At 67.2% G+C, this 22,233-nt stretch carries 23 protein-coding genes; 14 read left to right on the top strand and 9 right to left on the bottom strand.

The annotated features are described in order from the left end of the window. Window positions 1–14 precede the first annotated feature (14 nt). The 3 genes from aat (at window position 15) to AC5P66_RS08550 (ending at window position 1,649) form a co-directional block, all read left to right on the top strand. Complete coding sequence (gene aat / locus AC5P66_RS08560; RefSeq protein ID WP_049439656.1) at window positions 15–755, top strand: leucyl/phenylalanyl-tRNA--protein transferase; 741 nt, start codon at window positions 15–17, stop codon at window positions 753–755. An 86-nt stretch (window positions 756–841) separates the two neighbouring features. After that, window positions 842–1,060, top strand: a complete 219-nt coding sequence (gene infA / locus AC5P66_RS08555; protein ID WP_005409596.1) for a translation initiation factor IF-1 — start codon at window positions 842–844, stop codon at window positions 1,058–1,060. A gap of 202 nt (window positions 1,061–1,262) precedes the next feature. After that, window positions 1,263–1,649: a hypothetical protein gene (locus tag AC5P66_RS08550; protein ID WP_099485394.1), complete on the top strand. Its 387-nt coding sequence runs from the start codon at window positions 1,263–1,265 to the stop codon at window positions 1,647–1,649. A 48-nt stretch (window positions 1,650–1,697) separates the two neighbouring features. On the opposite strand, the gene AC5P66_RS08545 is transcribed toward AC5P66_RS08550, so the two are convergent. The 3 genes from AC5P66_RS08545 to clpA form a co-directional block, all read right to left on the bottom strand. Next, the gene (locus AC5P66_RS08545) at window positions 1,698–1,985 is read right to left on the bottom strand and encodes a HigA family addiction module antitoxin (RefSeq protein WP_049412360.1); all 288 of its coding nucleotides are present in this window, start codon (window positions 1,983–1,985) and stop codon (window positions 1,698–1,700) included. A gap of 8 nt (window positions 1,986–1,993) precedes the next feature. Further along, a complete protein-coding gene (locus AC5P66_RS08540; protein WP_099485393.1) occupies window positions 1,994–2,272 on the bottom strand; it encodes a type II toxin-antitoxin system RelE/ParE family toxin in 279 nt (92 codons plus the stop codon). Between the two features lie 176 nt (window positions 2,273–2,448). Then, the gene (gene clpA / locus AC5P66_RS08535) at window positions 2,449–4,734 is read right to left on the bottom strand and encodes an ATP-dependent Clp protease ATP-binding subunit ClpA (protein ID WP_049439660.1); all 2,286 of its coding nucleotides are present in this window, start codon (window positions 4,732–4,734) and stop codon (window positions 2,449–2,451) included. Between the two features lie 138 nt (window positions 4,735–4,872). Here clpA and AC5P66_RS08530 point away from each other — a divergent pair, with 138 nt between their 5' ends. After that, window positions 4,873–5,685, top strand: coding sequence for an APH(6) family putative aminoglycoside O-phosphotransferase (locus tag AC5P66_RS08530; protein WP_099495661.1), 813 nt, complete (start codon window positions 4,873–4,875; stop codon window positions 5,683–5,685). A gap of 100 nt (window positions 5,686–5,785) precedes the next feature. Here AC5P66_RS08530 and clpS read toward each other — a convergent pair whose 3' ends face one another. Then, the gene (clpS, locus tag AC5P66_RS08525; RefSeq protein WP_005416477.1) at window positions 5,786–6,112 is read right to left on the bottom strand and encodes an ATP-dependent Clp protease adapter ClpS; all 327 of its coding nucleotides are present in this window, start codon (window positions 6,110–6,112) and stop codon (window positions 5,786–5,788) included. A gap of 112 nt (window positions 6,113–6,224) precedes the next feature. On the opposite strand from clpS, the gene AC5P66_RS08520 reads away from it, so the two are divergent. From AC5P66_RS08520 to AC5P66_RS08490, 7 genes are all read left to right on the top strand, one after another. Beyond that, entirely contained in the window at window positions 6,225–6,698 is a 474-nt protein-coding gene (locus AC5P66_RS08520; RefSeq protein WP_005416476.1) for a hypothetical protein, read from the top strand. A 1-nt stretch (window position 6,699) separates the two neighbouring features. Then, window positions 6,700–7,161 (top strand): NUDIX hydrolase, encoded by a 462-nt coding sequence (locus AC5P66_RS08515; protein WP_099495662.1) that lies wholly within the window; start codon window positions 6,700–6,702, stop codon window positions 7,159–7,161. After that, a complete protein-coding gene (gene mnmA / locus AC5P66_RS08510; RefSeq protein ID WP_049412374.1) occupies window positions 7,158–8,300 on the top strand; it encodes a tRNA 2-thiouridine(34) synthase MnmA in 1,143 nt (380 codons plus the stop codon). The genes AC5P66_RS08515 and mnmA overlap by 4 nt, the downstream gene beginning before the upstream one ends. Then, window positions 8,297–8,911, top strand: coding sequence for a high frequency lysogenization protein HflD (gene hflD, locus AC5P66_RS08505; protein ID WP_099495663.1), 615 nt, complete (start codon window positions 8,297–8,299; stop codon window positions 8,909–8,911). Before mnmA ends, hflD begins: the two co-directional genes overlap by 4 nt. 219 nt (window positions 8,912–9,130) lie before the next feature. Further along, window positions 9,131–10,321, top strand: a complete 1,191-nt coding sequence (locus tag AC5P66_RS08500; RefSeq protein ID WP_014647075.1) for a methyl-accepting chemotaxis protein — start codon at window positions 9,131–9,133, stop codon at window positions 10,319–10,321. Between the two features lie 98 nt (window positions 10,322–10,419). Next, window positions 10,420–10,635 carry a hypothetical protein gene (locus AC5P66_RS08495; RefSeq protein WP_049412380.1) on the top strand — a complete coding sequence of 72 codons (216 nt, stop codon included), beginning with the start codon at window positions 10,420–10,422 and terminating at the stop codon, window positions 10,633–10,635. A gap of 67 nt (window positions 10,636–10,702) precedes the next feature. Next, entirely contained in the window at window positions 10,703–11,209 is a 507-nt protein-coding gene (locus tag AC5P66_RS08490; protein ID WP_263467648.1) for a hypothetical protein, read from the top strand. 144 nt (window positions 11,210–11,353) lie between these two features. Here AC5P66_RS08490 and AC5P66_RS08485 read toward each other — a convergent pair whose 3' ends face one another. Next, a complete protein-coding gene (locus AC5P66_RS08485) occupies window positions 11,354–14,113 on the bottom strand; it encodes a bifunctional diguanylate cyclase/phosphodiesterase (RefSeq protein ID WP_099495665.1) in 2,760 nt (919 codons plus the stop codon). A 130-nt stretch (window positions 14,114–14,243) separates the two neighbouring features. Between AC5P66_RS08485 and AC5P66_RS08480 the strand changes: the two genes are divergently transcribed. Both AC5P66_RS08480 and AC5P66_RS08475 read left to right on the top strand, forming a co-directional pair. Then, window positions 14,244–16,346, top strand: coding sequence for a sensor histidine kinase (locus tag AC5P66_RS08480; protein ID WP_049412391.1), 2,103 nt, complete (start codon window positions 14,244–14,246; stop codon window positions 16,344–16,346). Between the two features lie 3 nt (window positions 16,347–16,349). Continuing rightward, the gene (locus AC5P66_RS08475; RefSeq protein ID WP_099495666.1) at window positions 16,350–18,122 is read left to right on the top strand and encodes an EAL domain-containing protein; all 1,773 of its coding nucleotides are present in this window, start codon (window positions 16,350–16,352) and stop codon (window positions 18,120–18,122) included. Between the two features lie 162 nt (window positions 18,123–18,284). Here AC5P66_RS08475 and AC5P66_RS08470 read toward each other — a convergent pair whose 3' ends face one another. The 4 genes from AC5P66_RS08470 to flgA form a co-directional block, all read right to left on the bottom strand. Further along, window positions 18,285–19,505 carry an ATP-binding protein gene (locus tag AC5P66_RS08470; protein WP_049412396.1) on the bottom strand — a complete coding sequence of 407 codons (1,221 nt, stop codon included), beginning with the start codon at window positions 19,503–19,505 and terminating at the stop codon, window positions 18,285–18,287. A gap of 91 nt (window positions 19,506–19,596) precedes the next feature. Further along, window positions 19,597–19,935: a FlgN family protein gene (locus AC5P66_RS08465; RefSeq protein WP_014037132.1), complete on the bottom strand. Its 339-nt coding sequence runs from the start codon at window positions 19,933–19,935 to the stop codon at window positions 19,597–19,599. Further along, the gene (flgM, locus tag AC5P66_RS08460) at window positions 19,932–20,237 is read right to left on the bottom strand and encodes a flagellar biosynthesis anti-sigma factor FlgM (RefSeq protein ID WP_005409579.1); all 306 of its coding nucleotides are present in this window, start codon (window positions 20,235–20,237) and stop codon (window positions 19,932–19,934) included. The genes AC5P66_RS08465 and flgM overlap by 4 nt, the downstream gene beginning before the upstream one ends. A gap of 75 nt (window positions 20,238–20,312) precedes the next feature. Further along, window positions 20,313–20,969 (bottom strand): flagellar basal body P-ring formation chaperone FlgA, encoded by a 657-nt coding sequence (flgA, locus tag AC5P66_RS08455; protein WP_049412400.1) that lies wholly within the window; start codon window positions 20,967–20,969, stop codon window positions 20,313–20,315. Between the two features lie 262 nt (window positions 20,970–21,231). On the opposite strand from flgA, the gene AC5P66_RS08450 reads away from it, so the two are divergent. Next, window positions 21,232–22,176: a chemotaxis protein gene (locus AC5P66_RS08450; RefSeq protein ID WP_019659622.1), complete on the top strand. Its 945-nt coding sequence runs from the start codon at window positions 21,232–21,234 to the stop codon at window positions 22,174–22,176. The last annotated feature ends 57 nt before the right edge of the window (window positions 22,177–22,233 follow it).

The following is a 22,233-nucleotide window of genomic DNA, read 5'->3' as shown; positions in this document are numbered from 1 at the left end:
AATACAATGCCGGCATGACCCGCCAGCTGCCCTGGCGCCTGGCCGATGCGCCGGACGCGCCCTTTCCCCCGGCCGAGACCGCCCTGCGCCAGCCCGACGGCCTGCTCGCGGTGGGTGGCGACCTGCACCCAGCGCGCCTGCTCAACGCGTATGCGGGCGGCATCTTTCCGTGGTTCAGCGAGGGCGAGCCGATCCTGTGGTGGTCGCCTGACCCGCGCATGGTGTTCCGCACCGATGGCGTGCACCTGTCCAGCCGCTTCCGCCGCCAGTTGCGCGGCAGCACGTGGGAGGTCACCGCCGACACCGCCTTCAGCCGGGTGATGCGCGCCTGCGCGGCGGCACCTCGGCCCGGCCAGGACGGCACCTGGATCAGCCCGGCCATGATCGAGGCCTACAGCCAGCTGCACGACCTCGGCTTTGCCCACTCGTTCGAGGTCTGGGACCGGCAGACGCTGGTCGGGGGCATCTACGGTGTGGCGATCGGTACCGTATTTTTCGGCGAGAGCATGTTCAGTGGCGCCAGCGGTGGTTCCAAGATCGCGCTGGCGGCACTGGCGTCCACACTTCACGGCTGGGGCTGGGAGCTGATCGACGCCCAGGTGGAAAATCCGCACCTGCTGCGGATGGGCGCCGGACACCTGGCGCGCGCGGAATTCCTGCAGCACGTGCGCCAGGCCGTGCGCCGTGACAGCCGTGAAGGCCCGTGGACACAGGCCGTCGGACGCTTGCCAGCCCAGCGTTTGGCCGGCGGTTAACGCAAACTTTGCAAGCTGGGCCGGTCACGCGTAAAATACCGCGCCTTAGGCCCAGCGTGGCCGTTTTCTGAACCGCACAGGACTACATGTCGAAAGACGATTCCATCGAGTTCGAGGGCACCGTCAGCGAGACGCTGCCGAACACCACTTTCCGCGTTCGCCTGGAAAATGGGCACGAAATCATCGCCCACATCTCCGGCCGCATGCGCAAGAACTACATCCGCATCCTCACCGGTGACCGGGTCAAGGTTGAAATGACCCCGTACGACCTGACCAAGGGTCGTATCACCTACCGCATGAAGTAAGCGGTCGGCGCGCAGCGCCACGTCGACAAGGCCAGCCCTGGTTGCTGGCCTTTTGTCATGCCTGCCATCCGGCCCTGCCGGAGGTCATCGTGACCGAACTCACCGTGACGTCGGTCAGCCCTGCTTGCGGCAGATTCGCATCTGCATCCGTGGCGGCATCGTGGGACCCGATCCAGTCCGGATCGCCATCCCCTGCCCCGCCATGAACATGCCCTCGCTGACCGCCCTGCTCATCGCCCTCGTCGCGTCCGCCAGCGCGCTGCCTGCACGCGCCGCCGATACCTCCACTGCGGCGAACGCCGCTGACTGCATCCAACTGGGCGGCGACCAGCAACTGGTGCGCGCCGGCGCCTCGCGCAACATCCTGCTGCGCAATGGCCAGGACCATTACGTCGTGCATTTCCAGGACGACTGCTCGGCGGCAGGCTACTCGCGGAAACTGAGCTTCGCCACGGACGGCCAGCAGGGCCTGCTGTGCGCTGCCGGCCGCAGCCAGCTGCTCACCGATTCCAGTCGCTGCATCGTGTCGCAGATCGAGCCAGTCGACGAGGCAACCTTCAAGAAGAAGGCCCGCCAGCGCAGCCGCTGACGTCGCGTACGACAAGGGCGGCCGAAGCCGCCCTTGTCAGGAGGGGTGTCACCGCACAGGCGCAACCAGTGGCAGCACCCGCGGCTGCTCGTGCTGCCGCGCCAGCCAAAGGTCGTAATTGGATTGCAGCCCCATCCAGAAAGCCGCCGTACTGACCCCGGCCATTTCCAGGCGGATGGCCAGATCAGGACTGATGCCCGCCTTGCCGTTCAACACCCGCGACAATGCCACCCGCGACATAGCCAAGCGCTCGGCCGCTTCGGTCACCGAGAGATCCATCGGATCGAAGACCATCGCCTTGATCGTCTGCCCTGGATGTGGGTGGTGATGAATCATGCGCAACCTCAGTGATAGTCCAGGTAGTCCAGCAGCTCCACATCGCCACCGGTGAAACGAAAGGTGATCCGCCAGTTGCCATTGACCCACACAGACCAATGCCCCCGCAGGTCGCCCCGCAGCTTGTGTGGGCGCAATCCAGGCATGGCGAGATCCTCGGGACCCGATGCCACATCCAGGATCGACAGGATCATCAATACCCTGCTGGTGTGACTGTGTCGGATCCCGCTGCTGCTACCGGAGCGGTAGAGCCGCTCGAGGCCTTTGTGGCGAAAGCCGATGATCATCACTGTATCCCGTATCGTTGCGCGATACAAATGAAGTAATCCCCATCGCGCTCACGAAACAGCATTGATGCGTTCGCACCCTTCCAGCAAGGCCGCAGGCGACAGGCCCAGCACAACAAGGGCGGCCGAAGCCGCCCTTGTCATGTCAGGTCCGCCGAAACCGGACGGAGGTCAGCTCATTCCACCGTGACCGGCAGCAAGCGCTCCGGTTCGGCCTGGGTCTCGACCACCAGTTCGTCGTCACGCACATCGATGCTCACCTTGCCGCCGTTGACCAGCTTGCCGAACAGCAGCTCGTCGGCCAGCGGACGCTTGATCCTGTCCTGGATCACGCGGGCCATCGGGCGCGCACCCATCAGCGGGTCGAAGCCGTGGTGGGCCAGCCAGTCGCGCGCGGTCGGCGTGGCCGACAGGCTGACATGCTTGTCCTGCAGCAGCATCTCCAGCTCGATCAGGAACTTGTCGACCACGCGCAGGATGTGCTCGAAGCCCAGCGCCTGGAACTGCACCACCGCGTCGAGGCGGTTGCGGAATTCCGGGGTGAAGCTGCGGCGGATGGTCTCCATCGCGTCGGTGGCATGGTCCTGCTTGGTGAAACCGATCGAACGCCGCGAGGCCTGCGCCGCGCCGGCATTGGTGGTCATCACCAGCACCACGTTCTTGAAGTTGGCTTCACGACCGTTGGTATCGGTCAGCACGCCGCGGTCCATCACCTGCAACAGGATGTTGAAGATGTCCGGGTGCGCCTTCTCGATCTCGTCCAGCAGCAGCACGCAGTGCGGCGTCTTGACGATCTTCTCGGTCAGCAGGCCGCCCTGGTCGAAGCCCACATAGCCCGGAGGCGCACCGATCAGGCGGCTGATCGAATGCGGCTCCATGTACTCGGACATGTCGAAGCGGACCAGCTCGATGCCCAGCTGCAGCGCCAGCTGCTTGGTCACCTCGGTCTTGCCGACACCGGTCGGGCCGGCGAACAGGAAGTTGCCGATCGGCTTCTCCGGGTTGCCCAGGCCCGAGCGGGCCAGCTTGATTGCCGAGGACAGCGTCTCGATGGCCGGATCCTGCCCGAAGATCACCATCTTCAGGTTGCGCTCCAGGTGCTGCAGCACATCCTTGTCGGTGGCACTGACCTGCTTGGTCGGGATGCGCGCCATCTTGGCCACGATCGCCTCCACTTCCTCGACGTCGATCAGCTCCTTGCGCTGCCCTTCCGGCAGCAGGCGCTGGCGGGCACCGGCCTCGTCGATCACGTCGATGGCCTTGTCCGGCAGCAGGCGGTCGCCGATGTGCTTCACCGACAGGTCCACCGCCGCCTGCAGCGCTTCATCCGAATAGGTCACGCTGTGGTGCAGCTCGTACTTGGACTTCAGGCCCTGCAGGATCTCGTAGGTCTCGCCCACGGTGGGCTCGACGATATCGATCTTCTGGAAGCGGCGGGCCAGCGCCCGGTCCTTCTCGAAGATGCCGCGGTATTCCTGGAAGGTGGTCGAGCCGATGCAGCGCAGCTCGCCGGAGGCCAGCGCCGGCTTGATCAGGTTGGACGCATCCATGGTGCCACCCGACGCCGAGCCGGCGCCGATGATGGTGTGGATCTCGTCGATGAACAGCACTGCGTTGGGCACCTTCTTCAGCGCGGTCAACACACCCTTCAGCCGCTTCTCGAAGTCGCCGCGGTACTTGGTGCCGGCCACCAGCGCGCCCAGGTCGAGCGAGTAGATCACCGCGTCGGCCAGCACGTCGGGTACCGAGCCCTCGACGATGCGGCGGGCCAGGCCCTCGGCGATGGCGGTCTTGCCCACGCCAGCCTCGCCCACGTACAGCGGGTTGTTCTTGCGGCGGCGGCACAGGACCTGGATGGTGCGCTCGATCTCATCGCCACGACCGACCAGCGGATCGATGCGGCCGGACCGGGCCTGTTCGTTGAGGTTGCTGGCGAATTCGGTCAGGGCATCGCCCTTCGGCTCGCCCTCCCCGCCTTCCATGCGGCCCTCACCCTCGGAGGAAGAGGACGGCTGCTCGCCTTCCTCGCCCAGCTTGGCGATGCCGTGGGACAGGTAATTGACCACATCCAGCCGGGTGACATCCTGCTGGTTGAGGTAGTAGACGGCGTGGGAGTCCTTTTCGCCGAAGATGGCGACCAGCACGTTGGCGCCGGTGACCTCCTTCTTGCCCGAGGACTGCACGTGGTACACGGCCCGCTGCAGCACCCGCTGGAAGCCCAGGGTCGGCTGGGTGTCACGGCCGTCGTCTTCGGCCAGGCGGGACACCGAGGCCTCGATGGCCTGCTCCAGCTCCTGGCGCAGGCGTTCGGCGTCGGCACCACAGGCCTTCAGTACGGCCTGGGCGGACGGGTTGTCGAGCAGTGCCAACAGCAGGTGTTCGACCGTCATGAACTCATGCCGGGCCTCACGGGCGCGCTTGTAGCACTGGCCGATGGTGTGTTCGAGGTCTTTGCTGAACATGGATTACTCCGGCGGCAGATGGGGACAATATGCGGCCTGACTACGCGATTTCCATCACCCTAGCGGATTGCTGCGTTCAGATGGCGTTAGCAGTGCAGATCGCTTGATCTTGATTCACTCCAGGACAGCCCGCCCAGCATGAGCGAACCCTACCTGAGCCGCTGGCGATTGCGGCGTGATGGCCCGGCCATCGAAACACCTCACGCCCGGCTCTGGCCGGTGCTGACCGCCACCGGCGCCCCGGCGATGCTGAAGATCGCCGACGAAACCGAGGAGCAGAACAGCCATCGCCTGCTGCGCTGGTGGGACGGCGATGGCGCTGCCCGGCTGCTGGCCCACGAGGGGCCGGCGATCCTGATCGAGCGCGCCAGCGGTCAGTCGCTGCGGCAACGCTCGATCGATGGCGCCGATGACGCCTGCACCACGATCCTGTGCCAGGTCCTGCAGCGGCTGCACCGGCCACGGAGCGCGCCGCCAGCAGACCTGGTCTGCCTGCGTAGATGGTTCGCCGACCTGCTGCAGCCAAGGGCCGCGCTGCCGCCACTGCTGGAACAGTGCAGATCACTGGCAGAAGGGGTGTTGCAGGAAGAACAGGAGATCCGGCCGCTGCACGGCGACCTGCACCATGACAACGTGCTGGATTTTGGTGCGCGCGGCTGGCTGGCGATCGATCCGAAGCGGCTGCTGGGCGACCGTGCGTTCGATTACACGACGATGTTCAGCAATCCGGACCTGTGCGGTCCCGGCATCCATGTGGCCACCCGGCCCGAGCGGTTTGCCGCGCGCGTAGAACAGGTGACCGCGCTGGCCGGCCTCGAGCGCACCCGCCTGCTGCGTTGGGTCGCTGCCAGCGCAGGGCTGTCGGCGGTGTGGTTCCGCGATGATGGCGACCCAGCGGATGTGGACGAATCGGTCGCGAGGATGGCGTTGCAGGCGCTGGCGGAAGCGTGATCCGGCTGTAGAGCCGAGCCTGCGCTCGGCTGCTCTGCCAGCGATCTGGATACCCGCGCGAACAGCAGCCGAGCATGGGCTCGGCTCTACAAAAGGCCGGTCAGGCCTTTTCCATCGTGCACAGCAGCGGGTGCTGGTTCATCCGCGAGTACTCGTTGACCTGGGCAACCTTGGTCTCGGCCACTTCGCGGGTGAAGACACCGCAGACGCCGCGGCCGCGGGTATGAACGTGCAGCATCACCTGGGTGGCCTTGTCCAGGTCCATGCTGAAGAACTGCTGCAGCACATCCACCACGAAATCCATCGGGGTGTAGTCGTCGTTGAGCAGCATCACCTGGTAGAACGGCGGCGGCGCCACTTCCGGGCGCGCGGGCTCCACGGCAACGCCGTGCTCGTGCTGGGAATCGGGGGAGGACTCATGGGGCATCCATCCATTATAAGGGCTAGGGCAGGCCTGCGTCGGCCCGCCGCAGATTGGACGGCACGCACGCCCGCCGTCACAATTGCACCCTCTCCCAACACTGTTTCACAGGATCTTCATGAAAAGGACCCTTCTTCCCGCCCTGCTGATCGCGCTTGCCGCTGCCGGCTCTGCCACTGCCGCAACCAGCGCCGACAAGTCCGTGGCCCGCCACCTGGACAAGCTGGGCTATACCTACGAGGTCGACGAGGATGGCGACTACCGCATGGTCTTCGACGTCGAGGGTGACCGCACCCAGATGGTCTACGTGCGCTCGGCGGTGGAGGATTTCGGCAGCCACAACATCCGCGAGATCTGGTCGCCGGCCTACAACGCCAAGACCAAGCAGTTCCCGGTGGCCGTGGCCAACCGGCTGCTGGAGGATTCGCAGGACGCCAAGATGGGGGGCTGGGTAAAGCAGGACACCACCGCCATGTTCGTGGTCAAGATCGACGCCGATGCCACCCCGGACCAGCTCAGCGACGCCATCGATGCGGCCATCCGCACCGCCGACGCGATGGAGCTGGAGCTGACCAAGAAGGACGAGTTCTGAGTTGAACGCCACGCCGGACCCGCGCTGGGCACCGCACGCCACCGTCGCCACGGTGGTGGTCGATGGCGGCCGCGTGCTGCTGGTCGAAGAGACCATTGAAGGCCGCCAGGTGCTGAACCAGCCGGCCGGCCACCTCGAGCAAGGCGAAAGCCTGGCCGAGGCAGCCCTGCGCGAGACCCGGGAGGAAACCGGCTGGACCGTGCAGCTGACCCATTTCATCGGCTGCTACCAGTGGACTGCCGGCGACGGCACCGCCTTCCTGCGCTTCTGCTACGCAGCGCGCCCGCTCTCGCACGACCCGGCCCAACCGCTGGATGCCGGCATCGACCGCGCGTTGTGGCTGACCCCTGCCGAGCTGCAGGCCGCCGGCGAGCGCCAGCGCAGCCCGCTGGTCTGGCAGGTGGTGGCGGATTACCTGGGTGGCCAGCGCCATCCGCTTTCGCTGGTCCGGGAGGTCACATGAGCACGCCGCGCGTGATGGTGGGCGTCTCTGGTGGTGTCGACTCTTCGGTCGCCGCGTGGCGCCTGGTCCAGCAGGGCGAGGCCGTGGCCGGCCTGTTCATGCAGAATTGGGCCGACGACGGCAGCGGTGACTGCCGCGCCGAGGATGACCGCCGCGATGCGGTCGCCGTATGCGGCCTGCTCGGTATCCCGTTCCACTTCCGGGACTTTTCCAGCGAGTACTGGCAGGGCGTGTTCGAGCACTTCCTGGCCGAATACGCCGCTGGCCGCACGCCGAACCCGGACGTGCTGTGCAACCGCGAGGTGAAGTTCAAGCATTTCCTGGATGCCGCCCGCGAGCTGGGCGCCGAGCGCATCGCCACCGGCCACTACGCGCGGGTGACCCAGCGTGGCCACCAGTGGCTGCTGCTGCGCGGCGCCGACCGCTCCAAGGACCAGAGCTACTTCCTGCACCAGCTGGGCCAGGAGCAACTGGGGGCCACCCTGTTCCCGATCGGCGACCTCGAGAAGACCGACCTGCGACGGATTGCGCGCGACGTCGGACTGCCGACCCACGCCAAGAAGGACTCCACCGGCATCTGCTTCATCGGCGAGCGCGACTTCCGCGAGTTCCTCGGCCGCTACCTGCCGGCCAGGCCCGGCCAGATCCTCGACCCGTCCGACGGCAGTGTGATCGCCGAACATCCGGGCGTGTTCTATTTCACCCTGGGCCAGCGCGAGGGCCTGAACATCGGCGGCGTACGCGGCCGCCCGGCCGCCCCGTGGTACGTGGTCGGCAAGGATGTGGCCAGCAACGTGCTGTACGTCGACCAGGACCGCGACAGCCCATGGATGCTGTCCGAGCGCCTGCGATCGGAGGCGGCGCATTGGATCGCGGGCTCGCCACCCGCGCGGCGCTTCGAATGCACCGCCCAGACCCGCTACCGCCAGCCCGATGAGCCGTGTACGGTCGACGTGCTGGACGATGGCAGCGTGCTGGTCACCTTCGCGCGCCCGCAGCGTGCCGTTACCCCCGGTCAATCGCTGGTGCTGTATGACGGTGATGTGTGCCTGGGTGGCGCGGTGATCGCCGCCACCGATGCGCCGCTGGAACAGCGCCTGCGCACCACCCCCTCCCCTTTTGAGGTAATCGCTGCATGAGTTTCACTGTCGACGACCGCGTCCTGGCCTTGGCCGGCATTGCCCAGGCCCTGCAGCAGGTACGCCGCATCGCCGATACCGGCCATTCCGACGCCGCCGCCGTGCGCACCGCCGTGGACAGCGTGTTCCGCGTCGATGCGTCCTCGCCGCAGGCGGTGTTCGGTGACCGCCATGCACTGAAGGCCGGGCTGCGCCTGTTGCACAACTACTTCCGCAACCAGGGCCAGGATCCGATCCTGCCGAAGCTGGCGCTGTCGGTGCTGCAGCTGGAGCGCCGCTTCGTTCAGGATGGCGCCACCGTGAACAAGGTTGCTTCGGGCATCGAGCGTGCCCGGCGCCAGGCCACCGAACTGGGCGACAGCGGCCACCCGGATGTGCTGGCCAGCCTGGGCAGCCTGTATGCGGACACCATCAGCCACCTCAAGCCGCGGGTGATGGTGCAGGGCAACCCGCACTACCTGGGCCAGGCCGGCGTGGTGGCGGAGATCCGAGCCCTGCTGCTGGCCGCGGTGCGCGCGGCGGTGCTATGGCGGCAGCTGGGCGGCAGCTACTGGGACTTCCTGTTCGGGCGAAAGGCCATGATCGAGGCCGTGGACCGCCTGCTGGCCTGAGGGTGTGGGGTCAGAGCCCTTTTCCATGGAAAAGGGATCCGACCCCGTTGCTGCCTGCCCAAGGGGTCGGATCCCTTTCCGGCACGGAAAGGGCTCTGACCCCGAGGCCGCCAGGGCGCCGGAAAACCGGCGCATTCAGAATGCACTTCGAGGCACATCGACGTTAAAGAGAAAGGGGGTACGGCCGATACATCCTCCGTGCACCTCCCGAGAACGTCCATGTACTCACGCATTTTCATCCGTCTGGCCGCCCCCCTGGCTCTGACCCTGCTGCTCCCCTTCGCCATCGGTTTCGAATGGCCGGCCGCCCTGCGCTGGGCGATCCTGACCACGATGACGCTGAGCTGGCTCGGCTTCGCGTGGTGGACCACCCGCGCCCAGGCGCATCGTTCCCCGGAACATGCCCGTGTCCTGCGTGAGCAGGACCAGCTGCTGACCGAACTGCGCAACTTCGTCGGCAACGAAATCGACGGTTCGCGTGGTGAAGTGGAACGCGCCCGCGACCTGATCCGCCAGGCGGTCTCCAGCCTCGGTGGCAGCTTCGATGCGATGAACCGCAAGTCGCGCCAGCAGAGCCAGGCGCTGTCGCGCATCGTCGACCGCGCCGGCGATGAAGGCAATGCCGGCCTCGACGTTGCCCGTTTCGCCCAGCACGCCAGCCACCGCATGGAACAGCTGGTGGAAGCGCTGGAACAGGTGAGCGGCCAGAGCAGCACCACCGTGCAGCACATCGACCAGATGGCGCAGCACCTGGATGGCATCTTCGCGCTGCTGGAAGACGTCAAGTCGATCGCCGACCAGACCAACCTGCTGGCGCTGAATGCCGCCATCGAAGCGGCGCGTGCCGGTGAAGCCGGTCGTGGCTTCGCCGTGGTCGCCGACGAGGTCCGCAACCTGTCCGAGCGCTCGACCACCTTCAACGAGCAGATCCGCAAGCTGGCGCACAGCTCCAAGGACGCCATTGCCAAGGTGCGCGAGACGGTCTCGCACATGGCCTCGCGTGACATGGACCGCTCCCGCGAAGCGCGCCAGGAAGCGGCGGCAATGCTCGACAACGTCGCGCAGATCAATGCCTCGCTGGGCGACGGCATGCGCGAAGTGTCCGAGTGCGCCCGTGCGATCGATGGCAGCGTGGCCGAAGCCGTGCGCGCCCTGCAGTTCGAAGACATCGCCACCCAGGCCTTGGGCGGCGTGCACACCCATCTGGACCGCCTGACCGCCATCAACCGCGAAGCGGTGGCCCTGCAGGAGCTGCTGCACCGCAATGGCGGCGTGTTCGACGAAGAGATCGCCAGCGCCCTGCAGCGCACCGGCAATCGCCTGCGCGAGCTGCGCAGCGAATGGGAACGCCCGCCGCACAAGCCCGTCGCCCAGCAGAGCATGGGCGCCGGCACCGTCGAGCTGTTCTGATCCTGATGTCCGCTGCCCTCGCCGGCAGCCCGCAAGGCCCCGGCTCGTCCGGGGCCTTTGCCTGTGACCCACCGCTGGATGCATCCTGTACGCGCACCATGACCCTGATCCGCGCCCTGCCCTCCCTCCTCCACACCGAGCGCCCGCGCAACGCGAGCGTGCGTGAGCAGCTGCAACAGCTGGAAGAGGTCGCCCGCGAGGAAATCCGCGAGCTGCAGCAGCTGGCCGATGCGCGCCCTGCCCCGTCGCCGACGGACGAGGCGCTGCTGGGACTGGCGTGGGACCTGGGGTTGGATGGCGAAGCCCTGAAGTAGATCCACGCCCTGCGTGGGTGAGGCATCCCGCATGGCATGATGCCCCGGTCCCTTTCATGGAAGACCGATGGCCATCGCCCTGATCGCACTTCTGCTGTTGGAGACCGTCCTCCTGATGGCCTGGGTGGCTGGCTATTTCAGTTGGGGCATCACCCTGTTCAACGAACGCATGGCGGCGTCACCGGCCATGCAGGCCCGGCTCTCGCTGGGTAGCCTGGAGCGTGACCTGCCGCAGGACAAGTGGCTGCGACTGGCCTTCCATGCGCTGCCCGATGGCAGCATGGCGTTCCGCGAGAGCTTCGCGCCGAGCTTCGGCCTGCGCTACTTCCCGGTGATGCGTGGACGCATCGTGCTCAACGCACGGCGGCACGAGGTGCGGGTGATCGGCCTGTGCAGCTGGTTCGTGGCGATCCTGTCGGTGCTGCTGTTGCCACTGGTGGCGATGCGCCCGATGGTGGCGCCGATGCTGCTGATACTGCCGCTGTTCCTGGCCAGCTATCTGGTCCAGAAGCGCCGCTATGCGGCCATCGTCGAGGCGCTGCGCACGCAGTTGAAGGCGGAGTTTCCCAGGTAGATCCACGCCACGCGTGGAGGGTCGCATGCAGGCATTGGTGCCGATCAAGGTCGGCACCCATCAGGGCGGGGTTACGCCGAGCGCAAGCATTCGTGCCGACCAAGGTCGGCACCTACCAGAGCACGTGCCTGCCAGCGCAGACTGTCAGCGCACCAGCACCGCTTCGCTGCTGGCGTCGGTGCGCATCGGCAACGGGCGCTGCTGGCGCAGCCACTGCGCCAGGTCGCGCGGGCTGAGCGGGCGCGAGTACAGGTAACCCTGGATCTCGTCGCAGCCCTGGCGGCGCAGCATGTCTTCTTCCTGGTGCGTTTCCACGCCCTCCGCCACGACCTTCATGCCCAGCGCATGGCCCAGGTGCACGATGGCCTGGGTCACTTCGGCCGTGCCGGAGTCGTGCAGCATGCCCTGCACGAAACTGCGGTCGATCTTCAGGCGCCCCACCGGGAAGCGGTTGAGGTAGTTGAGGTTGGAGAAGCCGGTACCGAAGTCGTCCACCGCCAGCGGCACGCCGTGCCGTTCGAGCACGTCGAAGCAGTGGCGCAGGATGTCGGTGTCACGGATCAGCGCCGATTCGGTCAGCTCCAGCTCCAGCCGCTGCGGCGGCCAGCCGTGGGCATGGCAGATGTCGATCACGCGCTCGGCGAAGCCACGATCACGCAGCTGCACCGCCGACACGTTGACCGCGATGCGGTCGAAATGCAGTCCAGCCCGGTCCCAGGCGGCTGCCTGGCGGCAGGCTTCGTTCAGTACCCAGTCGCCGATGCGCACGATCTCGCCGCACTTCTCGGCGATGGGAATGAACTCGGCCGGGCTGCAATAGCCGATGCCGGGTCGATGCCAGCGCAGCAGTGCTTCGATGGCCGGCGGCTCGCCCTGGTGGGCATGCAGCAGCGGCTGATAGGCCAGGCTGAACTCCTCGCGCTCGATCGCACCGTGCAGCGCGTGCTCAAGCTCCAGCCTGCGCTGGATCCGGGCCAGGGCATCCTGGCTGTAGTACTGGTAGGTGTTGCGTCCGGCTTCCTTGGCCGCGTACATGGCGGCGTCGGCAGCGCGCAGCAGTGAATCGAAGTCGGTCTGCGCATCGCCCAGCATCGCGATGCCGACGCTGGCGCCGACCTTCAACGTGGTCTCGCCACGGCGCAGCGGCTCAGCCAGCGAGGCGATCAGCTTGCGCGCCACGTGGCCGGCGTCTTCCGGCTCGGCCAGGTCGCGCAGCACCACAATGAACTCGTCGCCACTGAAGCGGCCGAACAGATCGTTGTTGCGCAGGTTCTGGTGCAGGCGGGTGGCGGCAGCCTTCAGCAGCGCGTCGCCGGTGGCGTGGCCGAAGCTGTCGTTGATGGTCTTGAAGCCGTCCAGGTCGATGAACAGCATCGCCAGCGAGGTACCGCGATCGCGTGCTTCTTCGATGGCCTCGGCGGTCTGCTCGCCGAGCAGCACGCGATTGGGCAGGCCGGTCAGCAGATCGTAGTGGGCCAGCAGTTCAATGCGCTCGTTGGCCTCGCGCTCGCGGGTGATGTCACGGAACAGCACCACGAAGCGCGGCGGCAGTCCGTCACGACGATCCAGCTCGATCAGCACCTGCACCCAGACACGCAGGCCGGACTGGCGGTAGAAGCACAGGTCCAGCTGCTCGGGCAGGCCGCCGTTGGCGATGCGGGCCAGCGCCGCCTCGAACGCATCGCGCGAGTCTTCGGTGTACAGCGCCATCGCCTGGTCGAGGGTGATCGGTTCCTTGCGCAGGCCGTGGATGCGATAGCACTCCTCGGTCCATTGCATGCTCCGTGTCTGCACCTCGATCTCGCAGCCGCCGATGCGGCCCAGCGCGGAAACCCGGTTCAGCAGTTCGGTGCGCCAACGAATCAATGCGTCGGTCTGATGCTGTTCGGTGATGTTCTGCACCTGGCCGAGCAGGCGCTTGGGCTGCCCGTCCAAGTCCAGCAGCGGCTGCATCCACAGCCGCAGGTGCTGTGATGGCTCATGGCCGCGGGTCAGCTCCAGCTCGAGATTGGCGGCGCGACCATCGCGCCACAGCCGCCGCCATGCCGCACGCAGCGCGCCACGCGAGCGCGGGTGCAGCTGCTTCAGCCAGCGCCGCTGGCCGGGCACGGCGCCGTGCTCCAGTGCCAGCAGCGAGCGCAGTTCCGGCGACCACCAGAAGTGCCCGCTGTTGGGGTCGAACGACCAGCTGCCCATGCTGGCGATGCGTTGGGCTTCGCTCAGGTGCAGCTGCTGCTCCTGCAGCAGCGATTCGAGCTGCTTCTGCTGTTCGATATCGGTATGCGTGCCGACCATGCGCAGCGGCTGGCCATCGGCGGTGCGCGCGACCACGCGGCCGCGATCCAGCACCCAACGCCACTGGCCATCGGCCTGGCGGAAGCGGAACTGTGCACTGTACTGCTCGCTGCGCCCGCGCAGGTGCTCGTCGAGCGCGGCGCGCACCTGGTCGATGTCCTCGCTGTGGACGCGCGACAGCATTTCAGTGGCCGTCTCGTCGACCAGCGCCGGCGTGCGCGCCACCCGGTCACTGGGGATGTCCCAGTCCCACAGGCTATGGCCGGCGCTGTCCAGTGCCAGTTCCCAGCGCCCGCCCCCGTCGACCGGCACCGGCTCGGGAATGCTCAGGGTGAACGCCAGCAGGTTGCCGGCACCGTCATGCACGGCGCGCAGGTGACCGTCGTAGTGGCCGCGCGGGCCGCCCGGCAGCGTGCAGGGCACGATGCCGCCATCGGCGGCCATCAGGCGCAGATCTTCCAGCATCGGCGCATAGGCCGCCACGGTGGCCGGCAGGCCATGCTCACGCGCGGCCGGATTGGCCGCCAGCGGGCGCCCGGTACGGTCGACGATGACCAGCGCCGACGCAAGCGGGTGCTGCAGCAGGCTGGCGATGATCCCTTGGTCCACGCGATCTTGCTCCGGATGACACGCCCGTCAGCGGGGCACGCAGTGGTTAACGGCGCCTGCGGCGGATAATTGAGTGGTGACGGCACGCTGCGGGGTAAGATGACCGGCGCCCCTTTCACCCGCCCCGTCCATGCCCGCAGAACCGACCGGCAACGCCCCAGTTCCCGACCCACGGATGGCGCAGGCGCTGAGCCGTGACCGGCGGCGGGTGGTGTTGAGCTACCTGGTGATGGCGCTGGCCTGGATGATCTCCACCGACAGCGTGGTGCAGGCGCTGGTGCCCGATCCGCAGCAGGCGGCCCTGTGGCAGGGCCTGAAGGGCTCGTTCTTCGCCCTGGCCAGCGCGGGCCTGCTGTACCTGCTGCTGCGTCCACTGGCCGAGCACGTGCTGCATACCCACGCCCGCCAGCAGGCCTCTGAGCTGCGCCTGCGGCAGATGTTCGAGGGCAATCCCGGCCCGATCCTCGTCTATGACCTGGACACATTGGCGATCCTCGATGCCAACCCGGCCGCCTGCACCGCTTTCGGCTGGGAGCGCGATGAGCTGCTGGAACAGACCATCGACGCCTTGTGGCCACCCGGCCAGGGCCAGGCGCTGCAGACCAAGCTGGAGGCGATCCGCGAGGCGCCCGAAGAGCTGTGCATCCTGCGCGCACAGCTGCAGCTGCGCGATGGCGCGCTGCGGCAGATGGAACTGCGCTCCAACGCGATCAGCTACGACGGTCACAACGCGCGCCTGCTGATCGCCATCGATCGCACTGCCGAGGACCTGGCCCAGCTGCGTCGTGACCAGGCGCTGGCACGGGTGGAAGAGGCCCACGAACTGGCCCGCATCGGTGCCTGGGAGCTGGACCCGTCCACCGGGCTGGGCCGCTATTCCAACCAGGTCTATCGCCTGCTCGGCCGCCGCCCGCCCGAAGCCCGCCGCTGGCACCGCTTCGACGAGCTGCTGGTGCCGGCCGACCCGGCCACCGCCACCCAGACCGAGCAGCTGCTGGCCGAGCTGTGTTCCGGCGAGCCGGTGCAGGTGGACGTGCTGCTGCCGCTGCTGTCGATGGACGGGCGCGCGCTGATGGTGCACCTGCGCGCCGCCAGTGGTCTTGATGAAGCTGGCCGCAACCGCGTGCTGGGCACGCTGCAGGACGTGACCGAACGCGAGCAGTCGCGGCGCCTGCTGCGCGAGCGCGAGGAGCAGTTCCGCGAGCTTGTGCGGGTACTGCCCGACGGCGTGGTGATCCTCTCCGACGAACATGTGCTGTACGCCAACGCCTGGGCCGCCGGCCTGTTCGGCTACGGCAGCCATACCCTGCTGGGCGAGCCCTTGTCGGCGCTGGTCGCTGCCGCAGACCTGCCGCGGGTGCGCAGCCAGCTGCGTGCCGGCCAGCCACACCTGGGACCGGGCCACAGCAGCGTGGTGGCCATGCAGCGCGGCGACGGCCGCAGCTTCCATGCCGGCCTGGCGGTGGGCGACGTGCGCTACGGTGGCCGCGACTGCAAGCTGCTGATCGTGCGCGACCTCAGTGATTCCGAACGCATCCGCAGCGCGCTGGAAACCAGCAACCGCGAACTGCAGGCGATGGCCGGGCGGCTGTTCTCGCTGCAGGAGGACGAGCGTCGTGCGATTTCGCGCGACCTGCACGATGACATCGGCCAGGCCATCACCGCGATCAAGCTGTCGGCGCACGCCGCGCTGGAAGAGGACGATCCGCAGCGGCGTGGGCAGGATCTGGCGCAGATCGTCAGCCTGGCCGACACCACCGTGGCCAAACTGCGCGACATCTCTACCCTGCTGCGCCCGCCGCAGCTGGATGCACTGGGCCTGGAGGCAGCGCTCAGCTGGCAGGCGCGGGTTCTGTTCCGCTCCTCGCCGGTGGAGCTGCTGGCCGAGATCGAGCCGTTGCCCCATCGCCCCGACAACAGTATCGAGCAGGCCTGCTTCCGCATCGCGCAGGAAAGCCTGACCAATGCGCTGCGCCATGCGCGCGCCAGCCAGGTCCTGCTGCAGCTGCGCGATGTCGGCCAGCGCGGCCTGCACCTGCAGATCCGCGATGACGGCGAGGGCTTCGATCCGGACGGCCCGCGCGGCCTGGGCCTGATCGTGATGCGCGAGCGCGCACAGAGCGTCGGTGGCCACGTGCGGATTGAATCCGCGCATGGCGAAGGCACCCTGGTCGATGTCCACCTCCCCTACCAGGCGGCCAGCAGGGCTGCCGTCGATTCACCGGAATACTGAGCCATGTGGAATCCCAACCTGCCCCCGGTCAGCATTGATGACGCTCCCGACCGCCTTGGCGCCAGCAACCCCGAACTGCAGGCAATGGTTGCCGAGGCAGCCTCAGGCGGCATCGCGCTGATGCTGATGCACGTGGACATCGACCATTTCGCATCGGTCAACGAAAACATGAGTGCCGAAGTGGGCGACCAGGCGCTGGTGCTGGTGGCACAGCGCCTGCAGTCTTACCTGCGCGGGCGCGGCAAGCTGTGGCGACATGGCAGCGACGAGTTCCTGATCGCGGTGCCGCGCACCGCCGATCTGCCGTTGCCGGAGGATTTCGCCGAGGAGATCCGCCAGCAGATGGAGCTGCCGCTGTCGGTGCTGCCGTACACGTTGTTCATGACCGGCAAGCTGGGCGTGAGCCTGTGCCCGGAACATGCCAGCAGCACCTCGCGCCTGCTCGACCATGCCGAGGATGCGCTGTACCAGGCCGCCCGCGAAGGCGGCAATGCCGTGCGCATCCATGCGGTGGACACCCCGCCGAGTGCGCACAGCGAGAGCATCATCGCGCGCCAGATCGTCGATGCCATTCCCAATGGCGAGCTGAAGCTGCGCTACCAGCCGCTGGTAAGCGCACGCGACGGCCACGTGGTGGGCATGGAAGCGCTGCTGCGTTGGCAGTCGCCGACCCTGGGCATGCTGGTGCCGGAGCGCTTCATGCGCACCGCCGAACGCCTGGGCATCATCGTGCAGATCGGCACCTGGGTGCTGGAAGGCGCCTTGAAGCAGGCGCGGCTGTGGCGCGACCAGGGCTTCGATGACTTCACCATCGCAGTGAACGTGTCCACCCTGCAGCTGCTGCGGCCGAACTTCTTCGCCGAAGTGATGTCACTGCTGCAGGCGGCGGGCGTACCGGCGCACATGCTGACGCTGGAGATCAACGAGAGTGCGCTGACCAACAACGTCAATTTCGTCCACGAAACGCTGGCCAACCTGCGCAACGAAGGCATCAGCCTGAGCCTGGACAACTTCGGTACCGGCGACTCCAGCCTCAGCGCGCTGGTGCGCTACCCGGTGGACAAGCTGAAGATCGACCGCAGTTTCATCAAGAGCGCGCCGGCCGGCAATCGTGAAGCGGCCATCGCCCGCGCGATCATCGCCATGGGCCACCAGCTGGGCATGACCGTGATCGCCAACGGCGTGGAATCGCAGGCCCAGCTGGGCTTCCTGCGCCGCAACGACTGCGACGTGTTCCAGGGCTACCTGTTCGGCGAACCGATGTCGGCCGATGCCGCCGGCATGACCCTGCGCCGCCGCTACCTGCGTCCGGAAGCCTTCGCCGAGACGCGCCCGGACCGGACGCTGCTGCTGCTGGATGACGAGGAGAACGTGCTGCGCTCGCTGGTGCGCCTGTTCCGCCGCGACGGCTACCGCATCCTGGCTGCCGGCAACGTGCGTGATGCGTTCGACCTGCTGGCGATCAATGACGTGCAGGTGATCCTGTCTGACCAGCGCATGAGCGACATGAGCGGCACCGAGTTCCTGGGCCGGGTGAAGATGCTGTACCCGGATACGATCCGCCTAGTGCTGTCGGGCTACACCGATCTGAACACGGTGACCGATGCGATCAACCGCGGCGCGATCTACCGCTTCCTGACCAAGCCGTGGAACGACGACGAGCTGCGCAAGCACATCCACCAGGCGTTCCGCACGTACGAGGAACAGCGTCGCAGCAATGCCGGCCCGGCGCCGGTGGAGAGCGGAGATGGCGGCGAGGATCGGCCGTTGCGATGACAATTCCGCCGGGTAGAGCCGGCCGCTGGCCGGCTGCTGGCCGGCTGCTCCGGGTGTCCGGTTCAACGAGGTTGCCGGCCAGCGGCCGGCACTACCGATTGACCCCGGTAGAGCCGGCCGCTGGCCGGCTGCTCTGGGTGTCCGGTTCCAATCCGGAAGCGGTCAGCGCGGCTGCTTGACCGGCAGCACCACGCGGAAGCGCGAGCCCACGCCGGGTGTGCTGTCCAGGTCGATGCGGCCGTGGTGCTTGTTGATGATGCTGTAGGAGATCGATAGGCCCAGGCCGGTGCCACTGCCCACCGGCTTGGTGGTGAAGAACGGATCGAAGATGCGCTGGCGCAGTTCCGGCGAGATGCCACCGCCGGTGTCTTCGAACTCAACCCAGACGTGATCGCCATCAACGCCGGTACGCACCGTGATCGTGCCGCGCTCGGCGATGGCATGGCCGGCGTTGAGCAGCAGGTTCATGTAGACCTGGTTCAACTCCGATGGCAGGCACTCCACCAGGGGCAACTGGCCGAACTCGCGCACCAGGGTGACCTTGTACTTGAGTTCGTTCCAGATGATGTTGATGGTCGATTCCAGGCCCGCGTGCAGGTCGACCAGCTTCCACGACTCGTCGCGGCCGGAATACGAGAAATCCTTCAGGTCGCGCACGATGCGGGTGACCCGCTCGATGCCTTCGCGCGATTCCGCCATCAGCTGCGGCAGGTCGCGGCTGATGAAATCGATATCCAGGCGGTCACGGATATCATCGATTTCCGGGATCAGCGCTTTCGGGTCCGGCGCGCGCAGGGCGCGCTCGTAGGCTTCGATCACGGTGAACAGGCTGCGCAGGTATTCCTGCAGGCTGCCCAGGTTGGAGTGCACGTAACCGATCGGGTTGTTGATCTCGTGCGCGACGCCGGCGGCCAGCTGGCCGATCGACGCCATCTTCTCCGACTGGAGCAGCTTTTCCTGGGTGCCATTGAGGCGCAGGTAGGCCTGGCGCAATTCGGCATGGCGCTGCTGCAGTTCGCGTTCGTAGTCTTCCTGCCCTTCGATGTGGCGGAACAGGGCGAGGAAATGCCCTTGGCCGACCGGACCATGGTGGTACAGATGGGCGATGACCACGCCCTCGCCCAGCGGCAGGCTGCCATTCCAGTGACCATGCTGGCGAGCCTGTTCCAGCGCATCGGGCGGCAGCAGTTCGCGCAGGCGCTGCGGCGGCGGCAACCCGCCGTCCTCGCCACTGGCCAGCAGGTTCTGTGCGGCCGGATTGGCCAGGGCCACCTGCCCGTCATCGGTGAACAGCAGCAGGCCTTCGCGCAAGCGCTCAAGCAGGGCCTGCAGCACCGGCTGTGGCGGAAGGGGGGCGGTAACCAGGGCGTTGGCAGCGGACACGGCGACTCGGGACGTTCGAACAGGCGCCCAATATACGCGGTCATGCAGCAGGCTTCAGCCCGCCGGGAGGGGTTATGCGACCGCCGTCGCCTCAGGCGACGGCGAGGGGCCGGCCGATGCTGACCGTGTGCGACTGGCCCTTGGCATCGTAGGCCGAGGCGTCTTCGGTGCGGCCGAGCTGGCGCAGCGCCCAGTTCACCTCGCGGCGGCGGCGCGACAGCAGCACGCCATTGGCCCGGTTGCGCTCGGCCAGTTCCTGCAGCTGTTCGCCCTCGCCCACCGGCGGCGCGCCTTCGAGCGCACGCAACGCTTCCAGCTTGGCGCCGGTAGCCCGGATCAGGGCGTGCACGTCGTGCTCGACCAGGGCCTGGCGTTCAACGTCCAGGGCCTGGGCGAGACGCTGCAGCGGCTCGCTCATCGCCGCAGTCATCCGTGCAGCTGCTGGTCCAGATCGAGCATGCGCGATGCAATCGCGTCCGGATTGATCTTGTAGGTGCCGTTCTGCAGCGACTCGCGCACGGCGGCCACGCGCTGGGCGTCGATCGCCGGGGCGGTGGTCAGCTCGCGCTCGATCGCCTGCAGGTTGGTGGCCTCGCCGGTCAGGCGCAGGCTGTCGGCCGCCTCGACCGGGCGCGCCGCCGCATCGGTGCTGACACCGGGCTTGTTGGCCGGGGTCGTCACGCTGCGCAGTGCCTGGGGGACCTGCAGGTTGCCGTCGATTTTCTGGCTCATGGGGTGTCCTGGAGTTGCCGTTCACAAGGGATAACGGCCACAGGGCCGTGATCTTTAGGGATATTTTGCGGTAATTCAACGCGCCACGATTACGTCACCTGCGGCATCGACCGTGCCTTGCACGATCCGCCGCGAGGACAGGTTCTCGACCGAGACCCGTTCGTTCTCACCGGCATCACCCATCGCACGGCCGGCAATGCGGACCTCGACCGAGCCGCGACGCGACACCAGGGCCACATTGTCTCCTCGCTTGATGAGACGCTGCACCACCAGATCGTTGCTCGACAGCAGGGCCCCGGCCTGCAACGGACGACGGGCGATGCGGCCGATCGCCGCATTGGGATCGGCCAGCACCGCGCCGGCGATCCGGGCGGCATCACGCTGGGCAGTGGTGATATCGGCGGCGGTGAGGGTTTCTCCAGTGCCGATTCCACGGTTGAGCACCAGTACGGTCTGGTTGCGGCGCACCTTCACCGGCACGAACAGGCGCCAGCCGCCCGCATCTGGACAGCTGACTTCCACCGTGGTGTTGGCGGTGGGCTGCACCTGCAACGCCCCTCCGCACTTCGGCAGGCGCAGCGCATCGGCCACCTGGGCTTCGCCCTCGCTGCCCGCCGGCAGCGTCGACAAGGCCGCCGCGCGGATGCTCGCCACCGGCTGCCAGTCGGCGGCAGCCGCCCACGGCGAGGCCAGGGCCAGCGCGATGGCGAATAGAGATGTGACCCGGCGCATGGCGCCTCCTTCAATCGGCAAGACCTGGCCCAGGTGCGTGCAAGGGGTGTGCCAGAGCGCCGGGCCCGTTGATCGGATCCGGGATGGGGATGCGACCGGATGGGTAGAGTCGACTGCCAGTCGACTTTTGCGCGAAGCGCGGGGTTTCCCGTGATCGGATCGAAGATCAGTCGACTGACAGTCGACTCTACAAACGCAGTGTGGAGGGCACAGGTGGCAGAGCGCCCTCAAGTTTGGCGCCCAACACGCCGATACAGCAGCCATGTCCCATGACCTGCTCAACCGGATCGACCAGCGGACCCGTCTGGCCGGCCACAACCGCCTGGCGCTGCTGCTGTTCCGTCTCGGCGGACGTCAGCTTTTTGGCGTCAATGTCTTCAAGGTGCAGGAAGTCCTGCGGCGCCCGGAGCTGTTCCAGGTACCCGGCCTGCCCAGCCAGTTCGCCGGCGTGGCCGACGTGCGCGGCCGCTCGGTGCCGGTGCTGGACCTGGGCCTGGCGATCGGCCACCCCGAACGTGAGCCCGATGCCGATACCTCGCCGGGTTACCTGGTCGTCACCGAATTCAACCGCTCGATCCAGGGGTTCCTGGTCAGCGGCGTCGAACGCATCGTCAACATCGCGGTGGAAGACATCCACCCGCCGCCGGAGCTTGGCGCCGAGTCGAGCTACCTGACCGCGGTAACCCGCTTCCAGGGTGAGCTGATCCAGGTGATCGACGTTGAAAGCGTGCTGGCCGATATCGCCCAGGTCCGCGGTGACGCCGTACTCGATCCGGCGATGGCAATGCCCGCCGATGGCCCCCAGCTGCAGGTGCTGGTGGTGGACGACTCGCGCGTGGCCCGCCAGCAGATCCGCAGCGTGCTGGATCAGCTGGGCGTGGGTGCCACCCTGCTTTCCGACGGCAAGCAGGCTCTCGACCACCTGTTGCAGATCCACGCCTCGGGCGAAAACCCGGCCGAACGCTATGCCATGGTCATCTCCGACATCGAGATGCCGGCCATGGATGGGTACACGCTGACGACGGAAATCCGGCGCCACCCGGGCCTGGCCGGCCTCTACGTGCTGCTGCACACCTCGCTGTCGGGCGTCTTCAACAACGCCATGGTCGAGCGCGTCGGCGCCAACGCGTTCGTCGCCAAGTACTCGCCGCACGAGCTGGCCGATTTCGTGCTGGACCGCCTGCGCAAGGTGGCGATGGCGGCCTGACGGCCACTGATCCGGTAGTGCCGGCCGCTGGCCGGCAACCGCAGATCCATCGGGGAG

This window comes from Stenotrophomonas sp. YJH_SMC_122 (assembly GCF_059369535.1).
Note: the sequence above shows the minus strand (reverse complement) of the source record. Positions and strands in the feature narration are given on the sequence as shown.

Excerpts from the sequence above, each read along its gene's own strand:
- AC5P66_RS08465 (WP_014037132.1), bottom strand. The coding sequence starts at position 19,935 with ATGACTGCGGCGATGAGCGAGCCGCTGCAGCGTCTCGCCCAGGCCCTG.
- flgM (WP_005409579.1), bottom strand. The coding sequence starts at position 20,237 with ATGAGCCAGAAAATCGACGGCAACCTGCAGGTCCCCCAGGCACTGCGC.
- infA (WP_005409596.1), top strand. The coding sequence starts at position 842 with ATGTCGAAAGACGATTCCATCGAGTTCGAGGGCACCGTCAGCGAGACG.
- AC5P66_RS08450 (WP_019659622.1), top strand. The coding sequence starts at position 21,232 with ATGTCCCATGACCTGCTCAACCGGATCGACCAGCGGACCCGTCTGGCC.
- aat (WP_049439656.1), top strand. The coding sequence starts at position 15 with ATGACCCGCCAGCTGCCCTGGCGCCTGGCCGATGCGCCGGACGCGCCC.
- AC5P66_RS08550 (WP_099485394.1), top strand. The coding sequence starts at position 1,263 with ATGAACATGCCCTCGCTGACCGCCCTGCTCATCGCCCTCGTCGCGTCC.
- AC5P66_RS08530 (WP_099495661.1), top strand. The coding sequence starts at position 4,873 with ATGAGCGAACCCTACCTGAGCCGCTGGCGATTGCGGCGTGATGGCCCG.
- AC5P66_RS08540 (WP_099485393.1), bottom strand. The coding sequence starts at position 2,272 with ATGATCATCGGCTTTCGCCACAAAGGCCTCGAGCGGCTCTACCGCTCC.
- AC5P66_RS08520 (WP_005416476.1), top strand. The coding sequence starts at position 6,225 with ATGAAAAGGACCCTTCTTCCCGCCCTGCTGATCGCGCTTGCCGCTGCC.
- clpA (WP_049439660.1), bottom strand. The coding sequence starts at position 4,734 with ATGTTCAGCAAAGACCTCGAACACACCATCGGCCAGTGCTACAAGCGC.
- hflD (WP_099495663.1), top strand. The coding sequence starts at position 8,297 with ATGAGTTTCACTGTCGACGACCGCGTCCTGGCCTTGGCCGGCATTGCC.
- AC5P66_RS08475 (WP_099495666.1), top strand. The coding sequence starts at position 16,350 with ATGTGGAATCCCAACCTGCCCCCGGTCAGCATTGATGACGCTCCCGAC.
- AC5P66_RS08480 (WP_049412391.1), top strand. The coding sequence starts at position 14,244 with ATGCCCGCAGAACCGACCGGCAACGCCCCAGTTCCCGACCCACGGATG.
- AC5P66_RS08545 (WP_049412360.1), bottom strand. The coding sequence starts at position 1,985 with ATGATTCATCACCACCCACATCCAGGGCAGACGATCAAGGCGATGGTC.
- clpS (WP_005416477.1), bottom strand. The coding sequence starts at position 6,112 with ATGCCCCATGAGTCCTCCCCCGATTCCCAGCACGAGCACGGCGTTGCC.
- AC5P66_RS08495 (WP_049412380.1), top strand. The coding sequence starts at position 10,420 with ATGACCCTGATCCGCGCCCTGCCCTCCCTCCTCCACACCGAGCGCCCG.
- mnmA (WP_049412374.1), top strand. The coding sequence starts at position 7,158 with ATGAGCACGCCGCGCGTGATGGTGGGCGTCTCTGGTGGTGTCGACTCT.
- AC5P66_RS08500 (WP_014647075.1), top strand. The coding sequence starts at position 9,131 with ATGTACTCACGCATTTTCATCCGTCTGGCCGCCCCCCTGGCTCTGACC.
- flgA (WP_049412400.1), bottom strand. The coding sequence starts at position 20,969 with ATGCGCCGGGTCACATCTCTATTCGCCATCGCGCTGGCCCTGGCCTCG.
- AC5P66_RS08490 (WP_263467648.1), top strand. The coding sequence starts at position 10,703 with ATGGCCATCGCCCTGATCGCACTTCTGCTGTTGGAGACCGTCCTCCTG.